The 23389-nt window shown below is 68.3% G+C and carries 26 protein-coding genes and 1 pseudogene; 12 read left to right on the forward strand and 15 right to left on the reverse strand.

All coding sequences use genetic code 11. The features are described from left to right. Positions 1-30 precede the first annotated feature (30 nt). Complete coding sequence (locus QUE68_RS13365; protein ID WP_284226584.1) at positions 31-795, forward strand: CPBP family intramembrane glutamic endopeptidase; 765 nt, start codon at positions 31-33, stop codon at positions 793-795. Positions 796-803: 8 nt separating this feature from the next. Here QUE68_RS13365 and QUE68_RS13370 read toward each other — a convergent pair whose 3' ends face one another. Further along, positions 804-1385 carry a CGNR zinc finger domain-containing protein gene (locus QUE68_RS13370; RefSeq protein WP_284226585.1) on the reverse strand — a complete coding sequence of 194 codons (582 nt, stop codon included), beginning with the start codon at positions 1383-1385 and terminating at the stop codon, positions 804-806. A 98-nt stretch (positions 1386-1483) separates the two neighbouring features. On the opposite strand from QUE68_RS13370, the gene QUE68_RS13375 reads away from it, so the two are divergent. Further along, complete coding sequence (locus tag QUE68_RS13375; RefSeq protein WP_284236078.1) at positions 1484-1987, forward strand: hypothetical protein; 504 nt, start codon at positions 1484-1486, stop codon at positions 1985-1987. 9 nt (positions 1988-1996) lie between these two features. On the opposite strand, the gene QUE68_RS13380 is transcribed toward QUE68_RS13375, so the two are convergent. The 6 genes and pseudogenes from QUE68_RS13380 to modA form a co-directional block, all read right to left on the reverse strand. Then, entirely contained in the window at positions 1997-2299 is a 303-nt protein-coding gene (locus QUE68_RS13380; protein ID WP_284226587.1) for a GlsB/YeaQ/YmgE family stress response membrane protein, read from the reverse strand. Between the two features lie 121 nt (positions 2300-2420). After that, positions 2421-3365 carry an APA family fibronectin-binding glycoprotein gene (locus QUE68_RS13385; RefSeq protein ID WP_284226588.1) on the reverse strand — a complete coding sequence of 315 codons (945 nt, stop codon included), beginning with the start codon at positions 3363-3365 and terminating at the stop codon, positions 2421-2423. A gap of 197 nt (positions 3366-3562) precedes the next feature. Beyond that, entirely contained in the window at positions 3563-4129 is a 567-nt protein-coding gene (locus QUE68_RS29625; RefSeq protein WP_454786361.1) for a TOBE domain-containing protein, read from the reverse strand. 87 nt (positions 4130-4216) lie between these two features. Beyond that, a pseudogene (locus QUE68_RS29630) lies at positions 4217-4588 on the reverse strand (ATP-binding cassette domain-containing protein); the annotation flags it as partial. A 63-nt stretch (positions 4589-4651) separates the two neighbouring features. Further along, positions 4652-5455, reverse strand: coding sequence for an ABC transporter permease (locus QUE68_RS13395; protein ID WP_284226590.1), 804 nt, complete (start codon positions 5453-5455; stop codon positions 4652-4654). Further along, positions 5452-6219 (reverse strand): molybdate ABC transporter substrate-binding protein, encoded by a 768-nt coding sequence (modA, locus tag QUE68_RS13400; protein WP_454786508.1) that lies wholly within the window; start codon positions 6217-6219, stop codon positions 5452-5454. Before modA ends, QUE68_RS13395 begins: the two co-directional genes overlap by 4 nt. A gap of 132 nt (positions 6220-6351) precedes the next feature. Here modA and QUE68_RS13405 point away from each other — a divergent pair, with 132 nt between their 5' ends. From QUE68_RS13405 to QUE68_RS13415, 3 genes are all read left to right on the forward strand, one after another. After that, positions 6352-7023, forward strand: a complete 672-nt coding sequence (locus QUE68_RS13405; RefSeq protein ID WP_284230924.1) for an SDR family oxidoreductase — start codon at positions 6352-6354, stop codon at positions 7021-7023. Positions 7024-7098: 75 nt separating this feature from the next. After that, positions 7099-8028, forward strand: coding sequence for an LLM class F420-dependent oxidoreductase (locus QUE68_RS13410; protein ID WP_284226592.1), 930 nt, complete (start codon positions 7099-7101; stop codon positions 8026-8028). A gap of 98 nt (positions 8029-8126) precedes the next feature. Then, entirely contained in the window at positions 8127-9512 is a 1386-nt protein-coding gene (locus QUE68_RS13415; protein ID WP_284236077.1) for an NAD(P)/FAD-dependent oxidoreductase, read from the forward strand. Here the strand turns inward: QUE68_RS13415 and QUE68_RS13420 are convergent. The 8 genes from QUE68_RS13420 to QUE68_RS13455 form a co-directional block, all read right to left on the reverse strand. Next, positions 9509-10135, reverse strand: a complete 627-nt coding sequence (locus tag QUE68_RS13420) for an urease accessory protein UreD (protein WP_284226596.1) — start codon at positions 10133-10135, stop codon at positions 9509-9511. The genes QUE68_RS13415 and QUE68_RS13420 overlap by 4 nt on opposite strands. 2 nt (positions 10136-10137) lie before the next feature. Further along, positions 10138-10812 carry an urease accessory protein UreG gene (gene ureG, locus QUE68_RS13425; protein ID WP_284226597.1) on the reverse strand — a complete coding sequence of 225 codons (675 nt, stop codon included), beginning with the start codon at positions 10810-10812 and terminating at the stop codon, positions 10138-10140. A gap of 10 nt (positions 10813-10822) precedes the next feature. After that, complete coding sequence (locus tag QUE68_RS13430; protein ID WP_284226598.1) at positions 10823-11458, reverse strand: urease accessory protein UreF; 636 nt, start codon at positions 11456-11458, stop codon at positions 10823-10825. A gap of 1 nt (position 11459) precedes the next feature. Continuing rightward, positions 11460-13181 (reverse strand): urease subunit alpha, encoded by a 1722-nt coding sequence (locus QUE68_RS13435; RefSeq protein WP_284226599.1) that lies wholly within the window; start codon positions 13179-13181, stop codon positions 11460-11462. Then, on the reverse strand, positions 13178-13495 hold the full coding sequence (locus QUE68_RS13440; RefSeq protein WP_284226600.1) for an urease subunit beta: 318 nt from the start codon (positions 13493-13495) through the stop codon (positions 13178-13180). Before QUE68_RS13440 ends, QUE68_RS13435 begins: the two co-directional genes overlap by 4 nt. Before the next feature lie 40 nt (positions 13496-13535). After that, entirely contained in the window at positions 13536-13838 is a 303-nt protein-coding gene (locus QUE68_RS13445; protein ID WP_284226602.1) for an urease subunit gamma, read from the reverse strand. Between the two features lie 60 nt (positions 13839-13898). After that, entirely contained in the window at positions 13899-14309 is a 411-nt protein-coding gene (locus tag QUE68_RS13450; protein WP_284226603.1) for a PaaI family thioesterase, read from the reverse strand. Between the two features lie 194 nt (positions 14310-14503). Then, complete coding sequence (locus QUE68_RS13455; RefSeq protein WP_284226605.1) at positions 14504-15262, reverse strand: iron reductase; 759 nt, start codon at positions 15260-15262, stop codon at positions 14504-14506. A gap of 245 nt (positions 15263-15507) precedes the next feature. On the opposite strand from QUE68_RS13455, the gene QUE68_RS13460 reads away from it, so the two are divergent. The 7 genes from QUE68_RS13460 (at position 15508) to QUE68_RS13490 (ending at position 23370) form a co-directional block, all read left to right on the forward strand. After that, the gene (locus tag QUE68_RS13460) at positions 15508-15924 is read left to right on the forward strand and encodes a BlaI/MecI/CopY family transcriptional regulator (RefSeq protein WP_284226606.1); all 417 of its coding nucleotides are present in this window, start codon (positions 15508-15510) and stop codon (positions 15922-15924) included. A 14-nt stretch (positions 15925-15938) separates the two neighbouring features. Then, a complete protein-coding gene (locus QUE68_RS13465; RefSeq protein WP_284226607.1) occupies positions 15939-16877 on the forward strand; it encodes a M56 family metallopeptidase in 939 nt (312 codons plus the stop codon). Positions 16878-16983: 106 nt separating this feature from the next. Continuing rightward, entirely contained in the window at positions 16984-18381 is a 1398-nt protein-coding gene (gndA, locus tag QUE68_RS13470; RefSeq protein ID WP_286275818.1) for an NADP-dependent phosphogluconate dehydrogenase, read from the forward strand. A gap of 27 nt (positions 18382-18408) precedes the next feature. Next, positions 18409-19848, forward strand: a complete 1440-nt coding sequence (locus QUE68_RS13475; protein ID WP_284226612.1) for a GuaB1 family IMP dehydrogenase-related protein — start codon at positions 18409-18411, stop codon at positions 19846-19848. Between the two features lie 189 nt (positions 19849-20037). Then, positions 20038-21423, forward strand: a complete 1386-nt coding sequence (locus QUE68_RS13480; protein WP_284226613.1) for a hemolysin family protein — start codon at positions 20038-20040, stop codon at positions 21421-21423. Continuing rightward, complete coding sequence (locus QUE68_RS13485; RefSeq protein ID WP_284226614.1) at positions 21420-22472, forward strand: hemolysin family protein; 1053 nt, start codon at positions 21420-21422, stop codon at positions 22470-22472. The genes QUE68_RS13480 and QUE68_RS13485 overlap by 4 nt, the downstream gene beginning before the upstream one ends. Beyond that, the gene (locus QUE68_RS13490) at positions 22465-23370 is read left to right on the forward strand and encodes a 3-methyladenine DNA glycosylase (RefSeq protein ID WP_284226615.1); all 906 of its coding nucleotides are present in this window, start codon (positions 22465-22467) and stop codon (positions 23368-23370) included. The genes QUE68_RS13485 and QUE68_RS13490 overlap by 8 nt, the downstream gene beginning before the upstream one ends. The last annotated feature ends 19 nt before the right edge of the window (positions 23371-23389 follow it).

Genomic DNA, 23389 nt, shown 5'->3' on the forward strand with positions numbered 1-23389 from the left:
AAACTCATAGGCACGTAAGCTTGGCCGATCATGATCGACGTCGCCGAGGCGCAGCTGCCCCCTCACCCGCTGATCGGTCAGCTGTCGGCTCTGCACCACTTCCGCGTCTACGTCGACATCGGCGTCGTGGTCGTCGTGCTGGTCCTGACGAACCTGGTGGCGCACTTCACCACCCCGTGGGCCAACGTCGTCGTAGTACCCGCTGCGGCGATCGGTCTGGTGCTCCTGGTGCGGTCGCGCGGCCTGGGCTGGAACGAGCTGGGGCTCGGTCGCGAGCAGTGGCGTTCGGGGGCGTGGTACGCGCTGGGAGCCGTCGTGCTGGTCGGGACGGTCGTGGTCGCGGGTGCGCTGCTGCCGTGGACGCGGCCCATGTTCATGAACGACCACTACGCCACCATTTCGGGTGCGCTGCTCGCCTCGATGATCATCATCCCGTTGCAGACCGTGATCCCCGAGGAACTGGCCTTCCGCGGCGTCCTGCACGGCGCACTCGACCGCGCCTGGGGGTTCCGCGGGGTGGCGGCGGCGGGGTCCCTGCTGTTCGGCATGTGGCACATCGCCACGTCGTTCGGCCTGACCAGTAGCAACGTCGGCTTCACCGATCTGTTCGGTGCGGGCGTGGTCGGCATGGTCGCCGGTGTGGTGATGGCCGTGATCGCGACTGGTGCGGCCGGTTTCGTCTTCACCTGGCTGCGCAGGCGCAGCGGCAGCCTGATCGCTCCGATTGCCCTGCACTGGTCGCTGAACGGCTTGGGCGCGCTCGCCGCCGCCGTGGTCTGGCACCTCTCGACGTAACCCGTCGGTCAGCCCGGCTGACGCCGTCTGGCACGAAACTCGCGATTCTTCAGCTTGTTCCCGCACGTCGCCATGTCACACCACGTTCCGCCGTGGTTTCGGGAGCGGTCGTAGAACGCCCATCGGCAGCCGTCGTTCGCGCAGGCCTTCAGATGGGTCCAGGTGCCGTCGAGCTGAGCGTCCCTGACCGTCAGCAGAAGCGAGAGCAGTCGGGCTCGCAACGAATCGTCCTGGTCGATCAGCGAGACCCGACCGTTCTCGTCGAGGGCGGCACGGATGACGGCGGCGCCGGCGAGCCCGTGCAGCGGCCCCATCGCCGCGGGATCCGGCGCCGGTCCGCCCGAATTGTGAATCACCAGCGCGCGCAAGCTTTCTCGTACCTCGGCAACCATGCGTAGGTCGTCATGGCCCACGGTGCTCTCGGCGGCCAGCAGGCCGTTGCCGACGAGCCATGGGCGGGCGTCGTCGACCTTGGCCAACCGGTCCTGGCCGGATTCGAGGTCGACGGTGTTGATGAGGCTCTGGACCCGGCGCAAGGGGTTCGGCGCCGGTTTGCCCTCGTGGTCACCGGTCCACTGGGTAGACGTCACGCGGTCATCATAGGCCCGATCGTGACCGCCTTGAAGCCTTGACTGGTCATTAGTGACCGGTATAGCGTTTTAGAAGGTCACGATACGAGGAGTTGACGATGACGCCACGAAACGGCATACCGATCTACTACAGAGGCCCTGCGACCGTCGCCGACGGCCGTCAAAGCCCCCGCATCGCGTTGGCCGACGTGACATGCTCGAGACGCATGTGGGCACGCCTGTTCGCTACCCGCTACGACCTGCAGATCGAACGAGGGGTCACGGTCGCGGCGGGCACACCCCTGGCGGCGCACTACCTGAGGCTGGCCTCGCGCCGCGAGCGCGAGGACTTGGCCGCGGGGCTGAGGCGAATGTTGGAGGACGTCGGCCGGCTGCCCAGCCGACCTGGGGTTCGGTTGCGCGTGCCCCTCCACGCCGAGGCGGTCGAACGGTCGGCCGAGGTCGTGCAGGACGTGCTGGCACGACTGCTCGGACCGCTGCCGGTGCGGGCCCGCGGCATGGCGCGGCTGCGCATCCTTCTCAGCGACGGCCGCGGCCCGGTCTATGGCCCGGGCCGTGGCACGCTCGCCGCGTCGATGCGCGGTGTCCTTGCGGCGCTGTGACCGGCGCGACTACCTCTTGCGGACCGCGCCGACGATCGCGAGCAGGATCACCGCTCCGAGGATCGCGGTGAACAGGGTGAACCACCAGCCACCCGCCGCGGTGTCGACGAAGAAGCTCAGCAGGAAGCCGCCGATGAGTGCGCCCACGATCCCGATGACGATGTTCATCAGAATGCCCGAGCCACCACCCTTGACGATCTTGCCGGCGATCCAGCCCGCCAACGCTCCGATGATGATGTAACCGATCCACCCGACGCTGGTCAGCGTGGTGGATCGAGCCGCCAGAAACTCCGTTGCCGTGATCATGTCCATGACGAACTCCTGCGTGTAATCGGCCGAACCAACGCGCTCGCTGGTTCCTTTCTCGGTCTACCGGTCGCCGGTAACGATTGGGCACCCGATAGGTGCACGTTCGTCAGTCGATTTGCTCCGATCACCCCGGCGGCAGCATCTCCGGTGGCGCGTTGGTCACCGGCACGGGGACGCCGACGCCGGGTCGGGCCGGCGGTGCGTTCGGATCCGGTGGTGGTGCGTTCGGGTCGGGCTCGGGCGGCGGCGGAGGCGGAGGCGGAGTGAACGGCCGGATCGACTGCGTGAGCACGGTCGCGGCGGCCTTGTCCACGGGGTGATTCGCCGAGCCCAGCCACACCACGAACCAGCGCTGCGGGGTCCGCTGGCCACGCGGGGTGCCCGGGTCCGGCGTCTGGCCGACGACGCCTGCCCAGATTTGCCCGTTGGGCTTGGCGGCGTCGGTGAACTTGACTTCGTAGGACGAGAACGCCCCCGGCATTCCGGCCGCGTCGAGGGGCCCTGCCTCCTGGCCCTGGCGCGTACCCGCGAACGGCATGAAGAACTCGCCCATGTCGGAGGCCAGGCGCGTGGCGGCCTTCGCGTTGTCGGTCTCGGCGCCGGCGAACAGCTTCAGGTCGAGCCGACCGAGCAACACGCTGGTGTCGGACGGTGCCTCGGCCCCCTGCTCGGGGATCTTCGTCAGCAACGCCTGGCCGTAGGACAGCTGCGTGTTGTCCGACAGCTTCCAGCCGGCCGGCACCACATAGCTGAAGCCGCCTGCGGCATTGTCGACGCGGCCGGGTTCGGGTGGCGGCGGCGCGGGAGGCGCGTTGGGATCCGGCGGCGGGGCGTTCGGATCGGCCGGGGGCGGTGGTGGCGCGTTGGGATCGACCGGAGCCGGAGCCGGGGCCGGGGCGGGCGCAGGAGCTGGGGCAGGCCCCGGAGCGGGCGCGGGCGCCGGGGCGGGCGGGACGGGTTCGGCGAACGCGACGGGACCGGGGAGGGCGAGGGTGATCGCGGTCATGCCGGCGATGGCGGCCGTGGCGAGCGCCTTGGGGAAGCCCATGCGTCGTGAAGGGTGCTGCATGGGGAAGAAACTACCGTGTTACAGCCGTGACGCAAGTGTGAGTTGCTCTTAGAGTGTCAAACTTGGAGATTGCTGAGAGCTCGAAACGCGTGCAAGGGACATGCGTTGACAATTGCTGGCGGGAGCCGGACACGGCAAGGCACCCGCGCGGTGCGCGGGTGGTCGATGCTTGTTGATCGTGGGGGTCGCCACGGTCGTTACGGGGCCGGATGGATCGCGACTTCCTGCGACTTGACGGTGAAGAAGACGCGTTGCCCGGGACCGAGTCGCAGATCCGACGCGGACTCGGCGGTGATGTCGGCGGACAGCCCCGGCGAGCCGTCGGGTTGCTGGTCGGCTCGGACCCTGATGGCCGGGCCGCGGCTGTCGAGTTCGGCGATGACGACCTCGACGGTGTTACGGGGGCTGCCGTGCGGCTCGTCGCGGTAGACCGCCACGGCCGAGGGGTGGAAGGTGGCGGTGACGGGTTCACCCTCGCGGACGGCGCCGTCGTCGGGGCGGCCGTGCCACACCTGCTGCCAGCTGGTCACCAGCGTGGGGCCGGCCCCGGCTCGGCCGTTCACCAGGTTGATTCCGGCGAACCGTGCCCCGAAACTGCTGCGCGGCGCCGCCACGACGTCGGCGGTTCGGCCGGCTTCCGCGATGCGGCCCGACTCCAGCACCATGACGCGGTCGGCGAGGGTCACGACGTCGAGGAGATCGTGGGTGACCAGAACCGACGACCGGCCGTCGCGGGTCAGGACGCGGCGCAACACCGCGCGCATCGCCGCCGCTGTCCCGACGTCCAGTCCGGCCAGGGGTTCGTCGAGCAGCAGGACGTCGGGGTCTGCGGCCAGCGCCCGGGCCAGGGCGACGCGCTGCGCCTGGCCGCCGGACAGTCGACGCGGCCTACGGTGGGCCAGGTCCGCCGCCTCGACTTCGGCCAACCAATGTCCGGCGGCGTCATGAGACACCTTGCGCGACAGTCGATTCCCGCTACGGGCGCCGAACGCCACGTTGGCCGAAACCGACAGGTGGGGAAACAGCAGGGGGTCCTGCATGAGAAGGCCGATGCGACGGTCGTACGTCTCGACCCGCGTGCCGGTGGAACTGTCGGTGAGCACCCGGTCCCCCACGCGCACCGACCCGGGATCGGGTCGGACCAGACCGGCGATGACGTGCAGGACGGTGGACTTGCCCGCCCCGTTGGGGCCGAGGATCGCCAGCACCTCCCCTGGCGGAACCGCGAATTCAACGTCCAGGCCCCGGCTCTCGACGACGGCCCGCACCTCGCAGCCGCTCATGGTTCACCGCCAGCCACTCGCTGCACCGGCCTTGATCCTGTGGCTGCCGAGACCGATGACGACGACGGCTGCCACCGCGACGAGCAGCACCGACAAGGCCACCGCCGCCTGCGCGTCGACCTCCCGTTGCAGGTAGATCTCCAGCGGAAGCGTGCGGGTCACCCCTTCGCGCGACCCCGCAAACGTCAACGTCGCACCGAATTCGCCGAGTGACCGGGCGAAGGCGAGCACCGCCCCCGACGCCAGCCCTGGCGCCAGCAGCGGCAACGTCACCCGCCACCACACCGCGGACGGTCGTGCCCCGAGGGTGGCGGCCACCACCTCGTACTCGGACCCGCCGGTGCGCGCGGCACCCTCCAGGGCAATGACGAGGAAGGGCAGCGAGACGAACGTCTGCGCGAGCACCACCGCGGTGGTGGTGAAGGCGATCTGAATGCCCGCCGCGTCGAGATATCTACCGAGCAGTCCGAGACGTCCGAACGCGTAGAGCAGGGCGATGCCACCCACCACCGGCGGCAGGACCAACGGCAGCAGGATCAACGGGCGCACCCATCGGACTGCACGGGAATCGTTGCGCGCCAACACCATTGCCATCGGCACGCCGAAGACGATGCACAGCGTCGTGCTCGCTGCCGAGGTCTTGAAGCTGAGCTCGAGCGCAGTCAGTGAGGAACTGCTGGTGATCAACGTCCAAAACTGGGACCAGTCGACCCTCGCCGCGATGGCGATCAACGGCAGGATGACGAAGGTCGCGCCGATGGCGGCGGGCAGGTAGATCCAGCGCGGCAGACCGCCAGGAGTGCTCAAGGCTTGGCGAAGCCCGCCTGCTCGAGGATCTTCTGGCCCTCGTCGCTCGTCACCAGGTCCACGAACCGCTGCGCTGCGGCGGCGTCGGTCGCTTCCTTCAACACGGCGATCGGATAGATGTTGACCGCCGCGGCCGCCTCGGGGAACTCGACCGTCGTCACGTCCTCGCCCGCGCCGAGCGCATCGCTGACGTACACGACGCCGGCGTCGGCTTGCCCGCTGGTCACCTTGGTCAGCACGTCGGTGACGGAGGACTCCTCGCTGACGGGGTCGAGGGTCACCACCGCCGCTCGCTCCACCTTCTCCGTGGCCGAGCCGCACGGGACCTGCGGCGCGCAGGCGACGACGGCCAACCCGGGCCGGGTCAGATCCCCGAAGGTGGCCACCTTCTTCGGGTTCCCCGGCGCGGTCACGATGACGAGCGTGTTGGACGCGAAGTCCACCGCATCACCCGACAGCAGGCCCGCCGCCGCGGCCTCGTCCATGTTCTTGGTATCCGCGGAGGCGAACACGTCGGCCGTCGCGCCCTGCGTCAATTGCGTGACGAGGTCCGACGAACCGGCGAAGGTGAAGTCGACGGACCAGCCGGGGTCGTCGGTGGTGAACCGGTCGCCGATGGCGGTGAACGGCTTCTTCAACGAGGCGGCCGCGTAGACGGCGAGCGAGCCACCGGCCGGGGTATCGCCACCGGTGCGCGTTCCGCATGCGGTCGCCACCAGGAGTAGTGCCGATACGGCCGCGATGGCGCGGCGGGCGCTGGTCACGGTGTAACCCTAGGTGACCTCCATGCGACCGTCCTTCGTTCACCGCGTGGCGCGTTTCGCCGGGTAGCTACTGTCCAGTAACATCATGGGCGACTCGCTGGGTTCAGCGTCGAACACGAGGAGGTCGTAGTGATGGATGTGCTGCTCACCGGCGGTGACACCGAACTAGGACGCATCATCGCGGAGGGCTTCCGCGACGCCGGACACCAGGTCGTCATCGCGGGCGCGCGCCGCGACGATCTCGAGGTCGCGGCGAAGGAGCTCGACGTCGACTCGATCGTCTTCGACAACACCGACCCGGCCAGTCTCGAGGAAGCCCGTTCGCAGTTCCCCCACCACCTCGACACGATCATCAACGTCCCCGCGCACCGTGGGGACGGCGGGGATCCCCGCACCTACACGCTCACCGAGCGTGCCGCCGCATGGCGTACGGCGCTCGATGCGACCGTGCTCTCGGCCGTGCTCACCATCCAGATCCTCGGCGATCACCTGCGTTCCGGCGGATCGATCGTCAACGTCGTCGGCGACAACGCCAGCGAGGGCAGTGCCGAAGCGGCGATCAAGGCCGCGCTGTCGAACTGGACGGCGGGACAAGCGACTCACTTCGGAATTCGCGGGATCACCCTCAATGCGGTGGCATCGGGACGTGGCGCCGAGCCCGGCTACGACGGCATCGCCAGGACCTCACCATCGGTCGCCGCCGAGATCACCCGGCTGGCATTGTTCCTGACGACCCCCGCCGCCAGGCACATCACCGGTCAGACGCTGCACGTCTCGCACGGCGCGTTGGCCAGCTTCGCCTGAGTCCCCAGTTATTCCCTCTTCGCGGACAGCGAAACGGGGTACCGGTTCCGTTTACCCGTGGCTAGTGTCACCTGAGTGACGATCCGACTCGGACTACAGATTCCCAACTTCTCCTACGGCACCGGGGTCGAGGCACTCTTCCCCACCGTCATCGCCCAGGCGCAGGAAGCCGAAGCCGCCGGGTATGACTCCGTCTTCGTGATGGATCACTTCTACCAGCTACCCGGGCTCGGTACCCCCGACCAGCCGATGCTCGAGGCCTACACCGCACTCGGCGCGCTCGCGGCGGTCACCGACAGCGTCCAACTCGGCACGCTCGTCACGGGTAACACCTACCGCAACCCCACGTTGCTCGCCAAGGCCATCACCACCCTGGACGTGATCAGTCAGGGCCGGGCGATCCTGGGCATCGGGACGGGCTGGTACGAGTTGGAGCACGATTCGCTGGGTTATGACTTCGGCACGTTCACCGACCGGTTCAACCGGCTCCATGAGTCGCTGGAGATCATCTTGCCGATGCTCGCCGGTGAGCGGCCGACGTTCTCCGGGAAGTACTACCGCACCCAGGAGGCGATGGCCGAACCGCGCTTCCGCGACCACATTCCGCTGATGATCGGCGGCAGCGGCGAGAAGAAGACGATTCCGTTGGCCGCCAAGCACTTCGACCACCTCAACATCATCGCCGGCTTCGACGAGTTGCCCCGCAAGCTTGCGGTGCTCAAGGAGAACTGCGAGAAGATCGACCGCGATCCCGCCACTCTCGAGACCAGCATGCTGGTGGTCGCGATCGTTGGCGAAGGCATCACCGCCGACTTCATTCCCGAGGACTTCCGGCAGCAGGCGGTGTTCGGTAGCCCCGAACAGGTGGCCGATCAGATCAAGACGAAGGTCCTCGATGCAGGGGTGGACGGTGTCATCCTCAGCCCCGTCACGAGCCTCGACGGGTATCACCCCGGGCCGGTCACGGAGGTCGCCGAGAAGCTGAAGCCCCTGCTGGCGGGGTAAACATTTGGGTGCGGTGGGTTATCTCACCGCGCTCCGGGGAACGCGTCCGACTAACCTATCGGTTGTACTGAGTAGGTTTTCGCACGCGAGGAGCAGCAATGAGCCACCCCGGAGCTACGGCATCGGATCGGCATAAGGTCGTCATCATCGGTTCCGGGTTCGGTGGGTTGAACTCCGCTCAGAAGCTGAAGCGCACCGATGTGGACATCAAGCTGATCGCCCGCACGACCCACCACCTCTTCCAGCCCTTGCTGTATCAGGTGGCGACCGGCATCATCTCGGAGGGCGAGATCGCCCCACCCACGCGACTCATCCTGAAGAAGCAGGAGAACGCCCAAGTGTTGCTGGGCGATGTCACGCACATCGACTTGGCGCGCAAGACGGTGACCTCGGAACTGCTCGGGCACGACTACACGACGCCGTACGACAGCCTGATCATCGCCGCGGGCGCGGGCCAGTCCTACTTCGGCAATGATCACTTCGCCGAGTTCGCCCCCGGCATGAAGTCGATCGACGACGCGCTCGAACTGCGGGGTCGCATCCTCGGCGCCTTCGAGCAGGCGGAACGGTCCAGCGACCCGGTGCGGCGCAAGAAGCTCCTGACCTTCGTCGTCGTGGGGGCGGGCCCGACGGGTGTCGAGATGGCCGGCCAGATCCAGGAGTTGGCCGACCAGACGCTCAAGGGCAGCTTCCGGCACATCGACCCGACCGAGGCGCATGTCATCCTCCTCGACGCCGCACCCGCCGTGCTGCCGCCGATGGGCGAGAAGCTGGGTCGCAAGGCCCAGCAGCGGCTCGAGAAGATGGGCGTCGAAATCCAGCTGAACGCCATGGTGACCGACGTCGACCGCAACGGGATCACGGTCAAGGACGCCGACGGCACGAGCCGGCGCATCGAGTCGGCGTGCAAGGTGTGGTCCGCCGGTGTGGCGGCGAGCCCGCTCGGTCGCGACCTCGCCGAGCAGTCCGACACCGAGATCGACCGGGCCGGCCGCGTGAAGGTTCTGCCCGACCTCTCGATCCCCGGTCATCCCAACGTCTTCGTCATCGGTGACATGGCCTCCGTCGAAGGCGTTCCCGGCATGGCGCAGGGTGCCATCCAGGGCGCCAAGTACGTCTCGAAGATCATCAACAACGAGGCCAAGGCCCGCGAGCACGGCACCGTCCCGAAGCCGCGCGAGCCGTTCAGTTACTTCGACAAGGGCTCCATGGCCACCGTCTCGAAGTACAACGCGGTCGCGCAGGTCGGCAAGTTCGAGTTCAGCGGTTTCATCGCGTGGTTGGCGTGGCTGGGACTGCACCTGATCTACCTCGTCGGCTTCAAGACGAAGGTGGCCACCCTGATGTCATGGGCGGTGACGTTCCTCAGCAAGGAGCGCGGGCAGCTGACCATCACCGAGCAGCAGGCGTATGCGCGAACGCGGATCGAGCAACTCGAGGACCTCGCGGCCTCGGCGCGGGAGACGGAGCGGGCGGCGAGCTAGAGCCGTTCGCCCTGCCAGGTGGCCAGGCAGCCGCCCGGCGCCAGCTGGAGCACCGTGCCCTGGGCATCGAATGTGGTTGCAGGCCAGCGTAGTTCGCTGATGCACGCCAGCGGGGTGCCAAGCTCGTCATCGGTGACCGACCCGACGCCCAACTCGACGCGGTGACGCAGCAGCGGGGTGCCGTCGACGTCAGCGTGCACGGCACCCGACCAGAAGCCGTGGCGCTCCCCCGTTCTGCCGACCTGAACGCGTTCGCGCACTCGCACGCTGCCCCCGTCGCCAACCCGCAGCCGGGTGGACGTGGCGTGTCTGGCGCGTCCGGCGACGATCGTCGGTTGCGGATCGAGGTCGAGCTGTCCCTGCACCTCGAGATCCCAATCGGCTCGAGATTCCATGGTGACGGTTCCCGGCATGGCCATCGTCGCGGCGGCGCTGCGCAATCGGAGCTGGGCCCCCTCCTCCACGACCACCCGCACCCGGATGGTGTCCCCGCCCAGCGGCGTCGCCGCGGCCGAGACCAGATGCACCGTGTGGGTATCGGTGCGGCGGGCCGCCACCCCGCCTGCGCACTCGATGCGCGGTCCGCGGCCGGGCGAGGCGACGATCAGAACGTCGGACAGCACCCTTACACCGGAACGCGGAGCTGTTGGTGGACCCAGTCCAGGACGAGGGACGCGGCAGGATCCTCGGTGAGCGAGATCAGCACGAACGGGCGGTCATCGCGGACCATCGCGGCATCGCGGCGCATCACGTCGAGGTCGGCGCCGACCATCGGGGCGAGGTCGGTCTTGTTGATCACCAACAGATCCGAGAACGTCACACCGGGTCCACCCTTGCGCGGCACCTTGTCGCCGCCTGCCACGTCGATGACGAAGATCTGCGTGTCGATCAGGCCCGAGGAGAAGGTCGCGGTCAGGTTGTCACCACCGGACTCGACGAGGATCAGATCCAGTTTGGGGTTGCCGGCGATCAGGTCGTCGATCGCGTCGAGGTTGGCGGTGATGTCGTCGCGGATGGCGGTATGCGGACATCCACCGGTCTGCACGGCGGCGATGCGCTCGTCGGGCAGCACGGCGTGGCGGCGTAGGAAGTCCGCGTCCTCGGTGGTGTAGATGTCGTTGGTCAGGACCGCGAGGGACAGCTCGTCGCGTAGTTGCCTACACAGGGCGGCCACCAGGGCGGTCTTGCCGGAGCCCACCGGGCCACCGATGCCGATGCGCAGCGGCTCCCCCGGCTGGCGGGCCCGGCGCGGACGTTGGAGGTGATCGTGGGGATCACCGTCGAGCAAATGTGGTGGCATGGTGCACCTTTCAGGAGACGAACAAGGGTCGGTCGCGCTCGACGTGCTTTTGGGCGAGTGCGTCCAGCAGGGGGTCGGACAGGTCGGCGAGCTCCTTGGCGGCCTCGGCGGCGGTCTGATCGCACAGGTCGGACAACTCGAAGGTCAGCGCCGCGACGTCACCGGGGTCGAGCGCCAGCAGGCGTTGCGCGGCGGTGGCCGACCCCGTCATCGTCGTGTAGACCACCGAGAGAGCCGTCTGTTCCGGGAGCAGGCCGCTGGCCGCGCCCGCCGCGCCCGCCGCGACCCCGAAGTGAGGTTTGACGCCCACACGCTCCCAGTCGTCGTCCGGCCACACCTTGCGGGCCAGCCGAACGAGGCCCCGGCCCTGCGCCCGTGACGCACTGCGGGCGGCGGGAGCCGGTGTGCGGGCGTCGGTCTCGAGGTCGGCCTCACCGAGGGTCACGGTGCCCGCGTGTACGGCAGCGGCAATCGACGCCGTGACCAGCCCGGTGGTGCGGATGCGGCGCCGCAGATACGCCCGCAACGTCGGCAGGTCACCCATCAGCCCACTGGTCACGGCCTCCTCGACACCGCCGGAGTGGACGTGCCCGCCGGTCGGCAACCGGGAGTCGGCCAGGATCAGCAGCGTGGTCAGATTCGACATCTCAGAACAGGAAGTATCTCTGCGCCATCGGTAGTTCGGTGGCGGGTTGCTCGGCCCACACGTCACCGTCGATGGTCACGGTGAAGGTGTCGGGGTCGACTTCGATGCGCGGCAGGGCGTCGTTGAGCGGCATGTCGGCCTTGCCCACCCTGCGGACGTTGGCGACGGGCACGAGTCGGCGGTTGACGTTCAGCCGGTCGGCGAGGTGGTCCTCGATGGCCTGGGGTGCGACGAAGTGCACCGACGTCGCTGCAGCGGCCGCGGGCGCCGCACCGAACATGGGCCGTGGCAGGACGGGCTGCGGTGTCGGGATCGAGGCGTTCGCATCCCCCATCGCGGCCCAGGCGATCATGCCGCCCTTGATGACTGCGTGGGGGCGGACACCGAAGAAGGCCGGCTCCCAGAGCACCAGATCGGCGAGCTTGCCGACTTCGACCGAGCCGATCTCGTGGTCGATGCCGTGGGCGACCGCCGGACAGATGGTGTACTTCGCGACGTAACGGCGCACCCGGTTGTTGTCGGCCGCACCGTCACCCTCCAACGCACCGCGGCGCTTCTTCATCACGTGCGCGGTCTGCCAGGTGCGCAGCACCACCTCGCCGATGCGACCCATGGCCTGTGCATCGCTACCGATCATCGAGATCGCGCCGATGTCGTGCAGCAGGTCCTCCGCCGCGATCGTCGACGGCCGGATGCGGCTCTCGGCGAACGCCAGATCCTCTGGGACGCTGGGGTTCAGGTGGTGGCACACCATCAACATGTCGAGATGCTCGTCGAGGGTGTTGACGGTATGCGGACGCGTGGGGTTGGTCGAACTGGGCAACACGTTGGGGTGCGACACCACCGTGATGATGTCGGGCGCGTGCCCGCCACCCGCACCCTCGGTGTGATAGGCGTGAATGGCCCGGCCATTGATGGCCGCCAGCGTGTCCTCGACGAAGCCCGCCTCGTTGAGGGTGTCCGAGTGCAGGTTGACCTGGACTCCGGCCTGGTCGGCGACCGTGAGGCACGCATCGATCGCGGCGGGGGTGGTCCCCCAGTCTTCGTGCAGCTTGAATCCGGCTGCCCCGGCACGCAATTGCTCCCACATGGCTTCGGAGCTGACGGTGTTGCCCTTGCCGAGGAGCAGGACGTTGAGCGGCCAGTGGTCGAGCGCTTCGAGCATCCGCGCCAGATGCCACGCACCCGGCGTGACGGTCGTGGCCTTGCTGCCCTCCGCTGGGCCGGTACCACCGGCGACGATCGTGGTGATGCCCCCGCCGAGCGCCTCCTCCATGATCTGCGGACAGATGAGGTGCACGTGGCAGTCGATCGCGCCCGCGGTCAGGATGCGGCCGTTACCCGCGATCACCTCCGTGGAGGGGCCCACCACCAGATCGGGATGCACGCCCGACATGATGTCCGGGTTGCCGGCCTTGCCGATGGCGGCAATGCGGCCGTCGCGAATACCGACGTCCGCCTTGATGATTCCCCAGTGATCGATGATGACCACGCCGGTGATGACGGTGTCGGGCGCACCGTCGGCCCTGGTGGCGCGCGACTGGCCCATCGACTCGCGGAGCACCTTGCCGCCGCCGAAGACCGCCTCGTCGCCTGCCCGCCCCGGACCGCCGCTGCGGTCCTCGGTGATCTCGATGAACAGATCGGTGTCGGCGAGGCGGATGCGATCGCCGGTGGTCGGACCGAACAGTGCGGCGTAGCGGGAACGCGAGAGCTCGCTCATGTGTTGCCGTCCAGCTTTCCGGGCGGGGTCAGGGACAGACCGTGGACTTCCCGGCTGCCGCTGAGCGGTACCAGTGAGACATGTTGTCCGATACCGGGTTCGAAGCGCACGGCCGTTCCGGCGGGAATGTCGAGTCGGTGACCGTGAGCGGCCTCGCGGTCGAACTCCAGCGCGGCGTTGGCCTGTGGCAGGTGGACGTGGCTGCCGACCTGGACGGGCCGGTCACCGGTATTGACGACGTCCAGCTCGAGCCGATCGACGCCTTCGTTGAGCGTGATGTCACCCTCGCCGTACAGGAATTCGCCTGGAATCACTAGTGCCGTCCGTTCTTCGCGCAAGCGCTCATCTCCCACCTCACGGGATCGGGTGGTGGACGGTGACGAGCTTGGTGCCGTCGGGGAACGTGGCCTCGACCTGGACGTCGTAGAGCATCTCGGGCACACCGTCCATCACGTCGGCGCGGTCGAGCACCTCGCGCCCGCTGTTCATCAGCTCGGCGACGGTACGGCCGTCACGGGCGCCCTCGAGGAGGTGGTCGGTGATTACCGCGACCGCCTCGGGATGGTTCAGCCGCAAACCGCGTGCCTGGCGGCGACGGGCGAGTTCGGCCGCATACGAGATGAGCAGGCGGTCCTGCTCGTGCGGTGACAGGCGCATAGATCGCGATCCTGCCACGGCGGGCGGCAGTCAGCAGCGCACGCGTGAATGCGCCTGCGTTCAGCCCTCGTTCGGCAGGTTCTGCAACCGCACCTGGCCGCGGGCGACCATCTTGTCGTTGGTGTCGGTGATCTCGATGAGCCAGATCTGCTGGCGTCGACCGCGGTGAATGGGCGTGGACACGGCGGTGACCATGCCCGCGGTGATGGCGCGCAGGAAGTCGGTGTTGTTGTTCACGCCGACCACGTTGCTGCCGCTGCCCCTGGCCTGAAGCCACGTTGCCGCCGAGACGCTGGCGACGCTTTCCACGATCGCGCAGTACACCCCGCCGTGCACGATCCCGTGCGGTTGCAGGTGCTTCGCGTTGATCGTCAGTTGAGCCTTCGAACCGTCGGGCGTCACGTCCAGATAGGTCAGGCCGATCTCGTCATCGAAGCCGCCACCTACGCCGTTGGGCATCCAAGTCGTCACACCGAATTGTCTACACGCCGCCGAACCGGCCCCGGCACGACACCCCTGAAAAACGGGTGGCCCCGCACACGGTGCGTGTGCGGGGCCCACCCTCGAACGGACCGGTGATCTCTGCAGCCCACAGGATTCCACGGCGGTCCGGTGGTTCGGTGCGGCCGAACGCGTCGGCACCAGAGAGCATAGGGAAGCCTTGCCTAATTTAGCAAGAGCCCTCCCCGGCAGGTTCGGCCGCCGCGCACCGGCGCTCCGAAACCGACCAGCGCGTCCAGCACCGCCTGGCCGCGGCGCATGCTGGTCTGCTCACTGGATCCGGCCAGTAGCGGCACCCGGGTGGCCTCGCTGACTACGGCGGCACCGACGATGTGCCACATGGCCGAGGTCGACATGGCGCCGCGGCTGACGTCGACCAGCCTGTCGAACAACGGCGTCAGCGTGCGGTGACTACGGTGCGCGACCCAGGTCGCGAGCGCGGCCTCGTTCGGAAGCGCCACGATTCCATCGCGCGTCCGGTCCGGGCTGACGATCTGACCATCGTCGGGAAGGGCGCGCAGTGTCGGATCGACGACGCCGACCCAGTCGATGGCACCTTCGGAATCGACGTGCACCCAGAGGTTCTCCAGACCGGTGTCCCAGGCCCGGCCCTCGAGGGCCAGGAGCGGCACCACGCGCCCGATCACGACGTGGGCCAGGCTCGCCGCCAGCTGGTGCGTGACCCCGACGCGGTGGTCCGTCTCCGCGGCGGCCGCGTCGAACATTGCCTGAAGGCGGTCGGTCGCCAACGCGTCGGTCAGCGGCCACCAGCGCCGACGGGACACGTCGCGCATGACCGCGACGCCGTACGTCCGCGGACGTTCGGGCGACAACTCGCGCAGGCGGCGGCTGGATTCGTGCAAGGGCAAGGTCCGGGTGATGGACATGCGGATGATCAGCGGGTCGTCAACGGCAACCGACACGGCACCTCCTAGTTAGGTTAGCCTTACTATAAGGAAAGTCGACTGCGGGGAGACGTGCTGTGACGGGACTCACAACTGACGGGAATTGGGTATACGGCCGCACGTTTGGCGGGTCGGGAAGGAATGGGAACACCCGCCCGTTGACGCTTCGGGGGAACGTATCCGTCGCACCCCGGCAACTGATACGACGCACGGTAGTAAGCCCGTAGTACCCTGTAAGCATTGCTCAGGAGAGTGAACGAATCATGCCCAAGCAGACGCGCCTCGGGGAACTCGAACGCGAAGTGATGGACCACCTGTGGTCTTCGCGCGACCCTCAGACCGTCCGTCAGGTGCACGAAGCACTGGCGGTGCGGCGAGACCTTGCCTACACGACGGTCATGACTGTGCTCCAACGCCTGGCCAAGAAGAACCTCGTCGTGCAACACCGCGACGACAGGGCGCACCGCTACGCCCCGACTCACGGCCGGGATGTCCTGGTCGCCGGCCTCATGGTCGACGCGCTCGACCAGGCCTCGGACTTCGGCAGTCGCGAGGCCGCACTCGTCCACTTCGTCGAACGGGTGGGCGCCAACGAGGCGGCCGCCCTGCGCCGAGCGCTGGCCGAGTTGGAGGCCAAGGAGAGTTCTGCCTCGGTCGCTGGTAATTCGGGTACCGCCTGAGGGACACTGTCAGTGTGTCCGCGCTGGCGTTCTCCTTAGTCGCGCTACTCCTCATCGGCCCAGTTCCGGCGTTGTTGGCGCGAGCGTCGTGGCCCTTGCGTGCGCCGCGGGCGGCGGTAGTGCTGTGGCAGTCGATCGCCCTCGCCGCCGTGTTGTCCGCGTTCAGCGCCGGCATCGCCATCGCCAGCCGACTGTTCGTCCCAGGTCCCGACGGTAGGCCGACCGCCACGGTCACCAGCGAGATCAGGGTGCTTGGCTGGCCGCTGTGGTTGCTGTACGTCGCCGTCTTCGCCGTCACGCTCCTGATCGGCGCCCGATTGATGGTGTCGGTGGTGCAGGTCGCGATCGCCACCCGCAGGCGACGGGCGCATCACCGCATGCTCGTCGACCTCCTCGGCCGGTCGCACGATCCGTCGGTGCGGTCGTCGCACGGGCTGCGCATCCTGGACGTCGCCCAGCCGTTGGCCTACTGTCTGCCCGGCGTCCGCAGCCGGGTCGTCGTCAGCGAGGGCACGCTGAGCGCGCTGTCGGACACCGAGTTGGCCGCCATCCTCAGCCACGAACATGCCCACCTGCGCGCCAGGCACGATCTGGTGCTGGAGATGTTCACCGCCGTCCACGCCGCCTTCCCGCGCTTCGTCCGGAGTGCCAATGCGCTCGACGCGGTGCGGCTGCTCATCGAGGCGCTCGCCGACGACGCCGCCGTCCGCAAGGCGGGCCCCACTCCCCTGGCCCGGGCGCTGGTCGCCTGCGCCTCGAGCTGGGCACCGTCCGGAGCGCTGGCCGCCGGCGGGCCACACACCATCACGCGGGTGCGCCGCCTGGCCGGCGAGCCGAACAGCGTCCTGCTGGCGACGGCCGCGTACGTCACCGCCGCAGCCGTTCTGGTCGTCCCCACCGTGGCGCTGGCGGTGCCCTGGCTCACCGAGCTACAGCGCCTGATCTCCGCGTAGATTCGACCCTCGGAACTCCTCGCCACACCCCAACCACGAAAGGCTGCCCGTGAGCTCGCCCGAAACCAACGCCACGGCTCAAATCGGCGTCACCGGCCTGGCCGTGATGGGGTCGAACATCGCCCGCAACTTCGCCCATCACGGGTACACCGTTGCGGTGCACAATCGGACGACCGCCAAGATCGACGCCCTGCTCGACGCCCACGGCACGGAGGGCAACTTCGTTCGCGGTAACACCATCCCGGAATTCCTTGCCACCCTGGAGAAGCCGCGACGGGTGCTGATCATGGTCAAGGCGGGTGGCCCCACCGACGCCGTGATCAACGAGCTCGCCGACGCGATGGAGGAGGGCGACATCATCATCGACGGCGGCAACTCCCTCTACACCGACACCATCCGTCGCGAGAAGGCCATCCGCGAACGTGGTCTGCACTACGTCGGCGCAGGCATCTCCGGTGGCGAGGAGGGCGCCCTCAACGGGCCGTCCATCATGCCCGGCGGCCCCAAGGAGTCCTACGAGTCGCTCGGCCCGCTGCTCGAGGAGATCTCCGCGCACGTCGACGGCGTCCCCTGCTGCACGCACATCGGGCCCGACGGGTCGGGCCACTTCGTGAAGATGGTGCACAACGGCATCGAGTACTCCGACATGCAGCTGATCGGCGAGGCCTACCAGCTGCTGCGCGACGGCCTCGGCAAGACGGCACCGGAGATCGCCGACATCTTCCGCGACTGGAACGAAGGCGATCTCGACAGCTACCTCATCGAGATCACCGCCGAGGTGCTCAAGCAGACCGACGCCAAGACCGGCAAGCCCCTCGTCGACGTCATCCTCGACGAGGCCGAACAGAAGGGAACCGGCCGCTGGACGGTCGTGTCCGCGCTCGATCTCGGGGTGCCGGTCACCGGTATCGCCGAAGCCGTCTTCGCCCGCGCCCTCTCGGGGTCGGTCTCGCAGCGCAAGGCCACCACCGGTCTGGCCGCGGGCACCCTCGGCGCCAAGCCGACCGATGCCGCCGCCTTCATCGAGGACGTCCGGCAGGCGCTCTACGCCTCCAAGATCGTCGCTTATGCCCAGGGCTTCAACCAGATTCAGGCGGGCAGCCTCGAATACGACTGGGGCATCACCCCCGGCGATCTGGCCACCATCTGGCGCGGCGGCTGCATCATCCGGGCCAAGTTCCTTAACTTCATCAAGGAGGCGTTCGACGACGAGCCGGAGTTGGCGACCCTGCTCGTCGCACCGTACTTCCGCAGCGCCGTCGAGGCGGCCGTCGACGGCTGGCGGCGGGTGGTGGTCACCGCGACCGAGCTGGGTATCCCGGTCCCCGGCTTCTCGTCGGCACTCTCCTACTACGACGCGCTGCGCACCGAGCGGCTGCCCGCGGCTCTGACGCAGGGTTTGCGCGATTTCTTCGGCGCCCATACCTACGGACGCATCGACGAGGACCCGAGCAAGAAGTTCCACACGCAGTGGAGCGGCGATCGCAGCGAGTCGCCGGCCTAGTCTCCTCGGCGATTAAACTGGCCGGCGATGAGATTCCTTGACGGGCATCACCCGCCCTACGACCTGACCTACAACGACGTCTTCGTCGTACCCGGCCGGTCGGATGTCACGTCGCGTTTCGACGTCGACCTCGCGACCGTCGACGGCTCGGGCACCACCATCCCGGTGGTCGTGGCCAACATGACCGCCGTCGCCGGTCGCCGGATGGCCGAGACGGTCGCCCGACGTGGCGGCATCGTCGTTCTGCCACAAGATCTTCCGGCTGCGGCGGTGCGCGAGATGGTCGAGTTCGTGAAGAGCCGCGACCTGGTCGTGGATACCCCGGTGACCCTGTCACCCGAGGCTTCGGTATCCGACGCCACCGCGCTGATCCACAAGCGCGCCCACGGTGCCGCCGTCGTGGTCGACGCCGAGGGCAAGCCGGTCGGTCTGGTCACCGAGGGGTCCTGCCAGGGCGTCGACCGCTTCGCGCGGGTCCGCGACGTCGCGATCACCGACTTCGTCACCGCCCCGGTGGGCACCGATCCGCGCACGGTGTTCGACCGGCTCGAGCACAGTCCCGTCGGGGTGGCCGTGATGACCGGGGCCGACGGCCGCCTGGCCGGCGTGCTCACGCGAACGGGCGCCATCCGCGCGGGCATCTACGCGCCCGCCGTCGACGCCGAGGGTCGCCTGCGCATCGCCGCCGCCATCGGCATCAACGGTGACGTCGCGGCCAAGGCTCGGGAGTTGGCCGAGGCCGGCGCCGACCTGCTCGTCGTCGACACGGCGCACGGCCATCAGCTGAAGATGCTCGACGCCATCAAGGCCGTCTCGTCGCTGAACCTGGGCTTGCCGTTGGCGGCAGGCAACGTGGTCTCGGCGGAGGGCACGCGCGACCTGATCAGCGCCGGTGCCTCGATCGTCAAGGTGGGCGTCGGCCCAGGCGCGATGTGCACGACCAGGATGATGACCGGCGTCGGGCGACCGCAGTTCTCGGCCGTGGTCGAATGTGCTTCCGCAGCAAGGCAACTGGGAGCCCACGTCTGGGCGGACGGCGGCGTTCGCCACCCGCGCGACGTCGCCCTGGCCCTGGCCGCGGGCGCATCCAACGTGATGATCGGCTCCTGGTTCGCCGGGACCTACGAGTCGCCGGGTGACCTGCTGTACGACCGGCAGGACCGGTCGTACAAGGAGAGCTATGGCATGGCGTCGAAGCGGGCGGTGGCGGCGAGGACGTCTGGCGACAGCCAGTTCGATCGCGCACGCAAGGCTCTGTTCGAAGAAGGCATCTCGACGTCGAGGATGACGCTGGACCCGGACCGCGGTGGCGTCGAGGACCTGCTCGACCACATCACCTCCGGCGTGCGGAGCACCTGTACCTACGTCGGCGCGGCCACATTGCCCGAATTGCACGACAAGGTCGTCCTCGGCGTGCAGTCCGCAGCCGGCTTCGCCGAGGGGCATCCGCTGCCGACGGGCTGGTGACCGCCCGGCGGGCGGCGTCGACTCGGCTACGATTGACCCCATCTCGTCGCCGTCAATCGAAAGGGAACACGTGCCGCAGGCACCCGCCGAGGCCCCGGAACCTGAACGGGCCTCCTCGGAGCCGTCCGACGCCGAACCCTCCAGTAGGCAGCCGGGCCTAGTGCCCGGCGCCCGTTGCGCGAGGCTCTCATGAGCCTGGTTCTCAGTCTTATCGCCTTCTTGCTGCTGACCGCCGGGACGGCGCTGTTCGTCGCCGCGGAGTTCTCCCTCACCGCTCTGGAACGCAGCACGGTCGACACCAATGCCAAGAATGGCGGCTGGCGTGACGCGTACGTCCAGAAGGCGCACAAGTCGCTGTCCTTCCAGCTGTCGGGGGCGCAGCTCGGCATCTCGATCACCACGCTGGCCACCGGTTACCTGGCCGAACCCGTCGTCGCGACCCTGTTGCGCCCGCCGCTGCAGGCAGTTCGGCTGCCCGAGACCATGATCGACGGTGTCGCGCTGGCGTTGGCGCTGTTGATCGCCACGTCGATCTCGATGATCTTCGGGGAGCTGGTGCCCAAGAACCTGGCCGTCGCCAAACCGGCGCCGACCGCCCGGTGGGCCGCCCCACTGCAATGGTGGTTCTCCCGGCTGCTCACCCCGGCCATCAAGGTCACCAACGGCACCGCCAACTGGATTCTGCGCCGGGTCGGGATCGAACCCGCCGAGGAGCTGAGATCCGCGCGCTCACCGCAGGAGCTGGTGTCGCTGGTACGGACCTCCAAGCGCAGCGGTTCGCTGGATGCGAGCACGGCGGATCTCGTCGACCGTTCGCTGCAGTTCGGTGAGCGGTCGGCCGAGGAGCTCATGACGCCACGGTCGAAGATCGAAGCCCTGCACGTCGACGACACCGTCGCAGACCTGGTCCTCAAGGCGATGGAGACGGGCTTCTCCCGCTTCCCCATCGTCGACGGCGACCTCGACGAGACGGTGGGCATCGTGCACGTCAAGCAGGTGTTCACGGTGCCGGTCGCCGACCGCGCGAACACCCGGCTGTCGGTGATCGCCCTACCCGTGGCCACCGTGCCGTCCAGCCTCGACGGGGATGCCGTGATGGCGCAGATCCGCGCCAACGGCCTGCAGACCGCGCTGGTGGTCGACGAGTACGGCGGCACGGCCGGCATGGTCACCGTCGAGGACCTCATCGAGGAGATCGTCGGTGACGTCCGCGATGAGCACGATGACGCCACCCCGGACGTCGTCGAGGTGCGCAACGGCTGGCGGATCTCCGGGCTGCTGCGCATCGACGAGGTCGAGACCGAGACCCCGTTCCGGCCGCCGGAGGGCGAATACGAGACGATCGGCGGTCTGATCCTTCAGGAATTGGGTCACATTCCCGAGCCGGGCGAGACCGTCGAGCTCACCGAGTTCGATCCGGACGGCCCGGTCGACGATCCCGTGCACTGGCAGGCCACGGTCATCCAGATGGACGGGCGACGCATCGATCTGCTCGAGCTGTCCGAACTGGGTCGCCGCGGTAAACCGGGGAAGTCGGAAGAGTCGGACCGGTCGGAAAGGAAGAAGGGACAGTGAGCTCCGACGTCTTCGGCGTGCTGCTGACCGTGCTGTTGCTCGCCCTCAACGCCTTCTTCGTGGGATCGGAGTTCGCGTTGATCTCGGCTCGCCGCGACCGCCTGGAAGCACTGGCCGAACAGGGCAAGAAGAGCGCCGTCACGGTCATCAGGGCGGGTGAGCGGCTGTCCCTGATGCTCGCCGGCGCCCAGCTCGGCATCACGATCTGCTCGATCCTGCTCGGTCGGGTCGGCGAGCCAGCGGTGGCCCACCTCCTGGAGGTGCCGTTCGGCGCCGTCGGCATCCCGGACTCGGTGCTGCACACCGTGTCGTTCATCATCGCCCTCGGCGTCGTGGTCACTCTGCACGTGCTGCTCGGCGAGATGGTGCCGAAGAACATCGCCATCGCCGGACCCGAGTCCACCGCGATGCTGCTGATACCGCCGTACCTGGTCTACATGCGGCTGGCCAAGCCGTTCATCGCGTTCTACAACTGGTGCGCCAACACGACACTGCGTTCTTTCGGGGTCGAACCCAAGGACGAACTCGACGTGACGGTGTCTACCGTCGAGCTGTCGGAGATGATCGCCGAATCGCTGTCCGAGGGTCTGCTCGATCCCGAAGAACACGGCAGGCTCACCCGTGCCCTGCAGGTGCGTACGCACGTCGTCGCCGACGTGGCGATACCGCTCGGCGACATCCGGGCGGTGCCGGTCGCCGGACCCGGCCTGGGCCCGACGGTCGGCGCGATCGAACGCGCGCTGGTCGACACGGGCTACTCGCGCTTCCCCGTCACCGACCACACGGGCGCCTATCTCGGGTATCTGCACATCAAGGACGTGCTCTCGCTGATGAACGACCCCGATGCCGTGCTCGACGCATCCAGCGTGCGCGCGCTGCCGCGGTTGCCGTCATCGCTACCGGTCCCCGACGCGCTGACCCGGCTGCGGCGGGACAACAGCCACCTGGCGCTGGTCACCACCGGCGATCAGGTCACTGCCGTCGTGGCGCTGGAAGACCTCGTCGAGGATCTGGTGGGGACGGTGCGCGACGGAACGCACCGTGTCTGAGTCGGTCGTCGAGCTCGACGAAGCCGACTGGATCGCGCGCGAGCGCCGGCACGTCGACCGGGCCGAGGACTTTCTCGGGCCACACCGGGCCCGCGCCCAGCGCGGCGAAGCACATCCGGTGTGGGACTTCCTGTTCACCTACTACAGCCTGCGTCCGCGACAGTTGCGCCGCTGGCACCCCGGGTTCGGCGTCGCGCTCACGGGCGCTGCGGCGGAGCGGTTCGCCGACCGCGCCGGTTACGACCGCCGAGGCTCGACCATCGCGGTCGGCCCGGCGTACCTACACAGCCGCCTCGACACGGTCCAGTTCATCGCGGACCTGTTGCGGGCCACCGCTAGTCGGCCGGCACGGCTGAACTGCTTCGGCCTGCACGAGTGGGCGATGGTCTATCGCGCCGACGAGGTGCGGCACGATCGGGTCCCCCTGCGACTCGGCGCGTCGGGCACCGATGCGGTGGTCGAGGCGACGCCGTTGCGCTGCAGCCACTTCGACGCCTACCGCTTCTTCACCGGACCGGCCGCGCCGCGCAACGCCGATTCGTTGAGCCGCCAGTCGCAGCTCGTCAGCGAACAGCCGGGGTGCGTGCACGCCAACATGGACTTGTACAAATGGGGATACAAGCTCGGTGCGCTGGTGCCGTCGGAGTTGCTGATGGACTGTCTGGACCTCGCGGCCGACGCGCGGATCCTCGACATGCGCGCCAGCCCGTATGACCTGCTGTCCTTCGGGATCGCGCCCATCGCGATCGAGGACGCCGCGGGCCGCACCGAGTACGTCCGATGCCAACGCGAGATCGCGGAGCGCGCCGCACCGCTGCGGGCGGCCCTGCTGACCCGCTGCGACGCGTTGCTCGCCGCGGCCACACAGCCCAATCGGCCCGCTATTACCCACGGGTAAGCTGGATCGACGCTTCAGA

It is taken from the genome of Mycolicibacterium sp. TUM20985, assembly GCF_030295745.1.
Taxonomy (GTDB): Bacteria; Actinomycetota; Actinomycetes; order Mycobacteriales; family Mycobacteriaceae; genus Mycobacterium.

Coding starts and splice junctions, on each gene's coding strand:
- QUE68_RS13380 (WP_284226587.1), bottom strand. CDS start 2,299: ATGGACATGATCACGGCAACGGAGTTTCTGGCGGCTCGATCCACCACG.
- QUE68_RS13365 (WP_284226584.1), top strand. CDS start 31: ATGATCGACGTCGCCGAGGCGCAGCTGCCCCCTCACCCGCTGATCGGT.
- QUE68_RS13460 (WP_284226606.1), top strand. CDS start 15,508: ATGCCCAAGCAGACGCGCCTCGGGGAACTCGAACGCGAAGTGATGGAC.
- QUE68_RS13430 (WP_284226598.1), bottom strand. CDS start 11,458: ATGTCGAATCTGACCACGCTGCTGATCCTGGCCGACTCCCGGTTGCCG.
- QUE68_RS13445 (WP_284226602.1), bottom strand. CDS start 13,838: ATGCGCCTGTCACCGCACGAGCAGGACCGCCTGCTCATCTCGTATGCG.
- QUE68_RS13375 (WP_284236078.1), top strand. CDS start 1,484: ATGACGCCACGAAACGGCATACCGATCTACTACAGAGGCCCTGCGACC.
- QUE68_RS13405 (WP_284230924.1), top strand. CDS start 6,352: ATGGATGTGCTGCTCACCGGCGGTGACACCGAACTAGGACGCATCATC.
- QUE68_RS13475 (WP_284226612.1), top strand. CDS start 18,409: ATGAGATTCCTTGACGGGCATCACCCGCCCTACGACCTGACCTACAAC.
- QUE68_RS13415 (WP_284236077.1), top strand. CDS start 8,127: ATGAGCCACCCCGGAGCTACGGCATCGGATCGGCATAAGGTCGTCATC.
- gndA (WP_286275818.1), top strand. CDS start 16,984: ATGGGGTCGAACATCGCCCGCAACTTCGCCCATCACGGGTACACCGTT.
- ureG (WP_284226597.1), bottom strand. CDS start 10,812: ATGCCACCACATTTGCTCGACGGTGATCCCCACGATCACCTCCAACGT.
- QUE68_RS13385 (WP_284226588.1), bottom strand. CDS start 3,365: ATGCAGCACCCTTCACGACGCATGGGCTTCCCCAAGGCGCTCGCCACG.
- QUE68_RS13435 (WP_284226599.1), bottom strand. CDS start 13,181: ATGAGCGAGCTCTCGCGTTCCCGCTACGCCGCACTGTTCGGTCCGACC.
- QUE68_RS13480 (WP_284226613.1), top strand. CDS start 20,038: ATGAGCCTGGTTCTCAGTCTTATCGCCTTCTTGCTGCTGACCGCCGGG.
- QUE68_RS29625 (WP_454786361.1), bottom strand. CDS start 4,129: ATGCGCGCGGTGTTGCGCCGCGTCCTGACCCGCGACGGCCGGTCGTCG.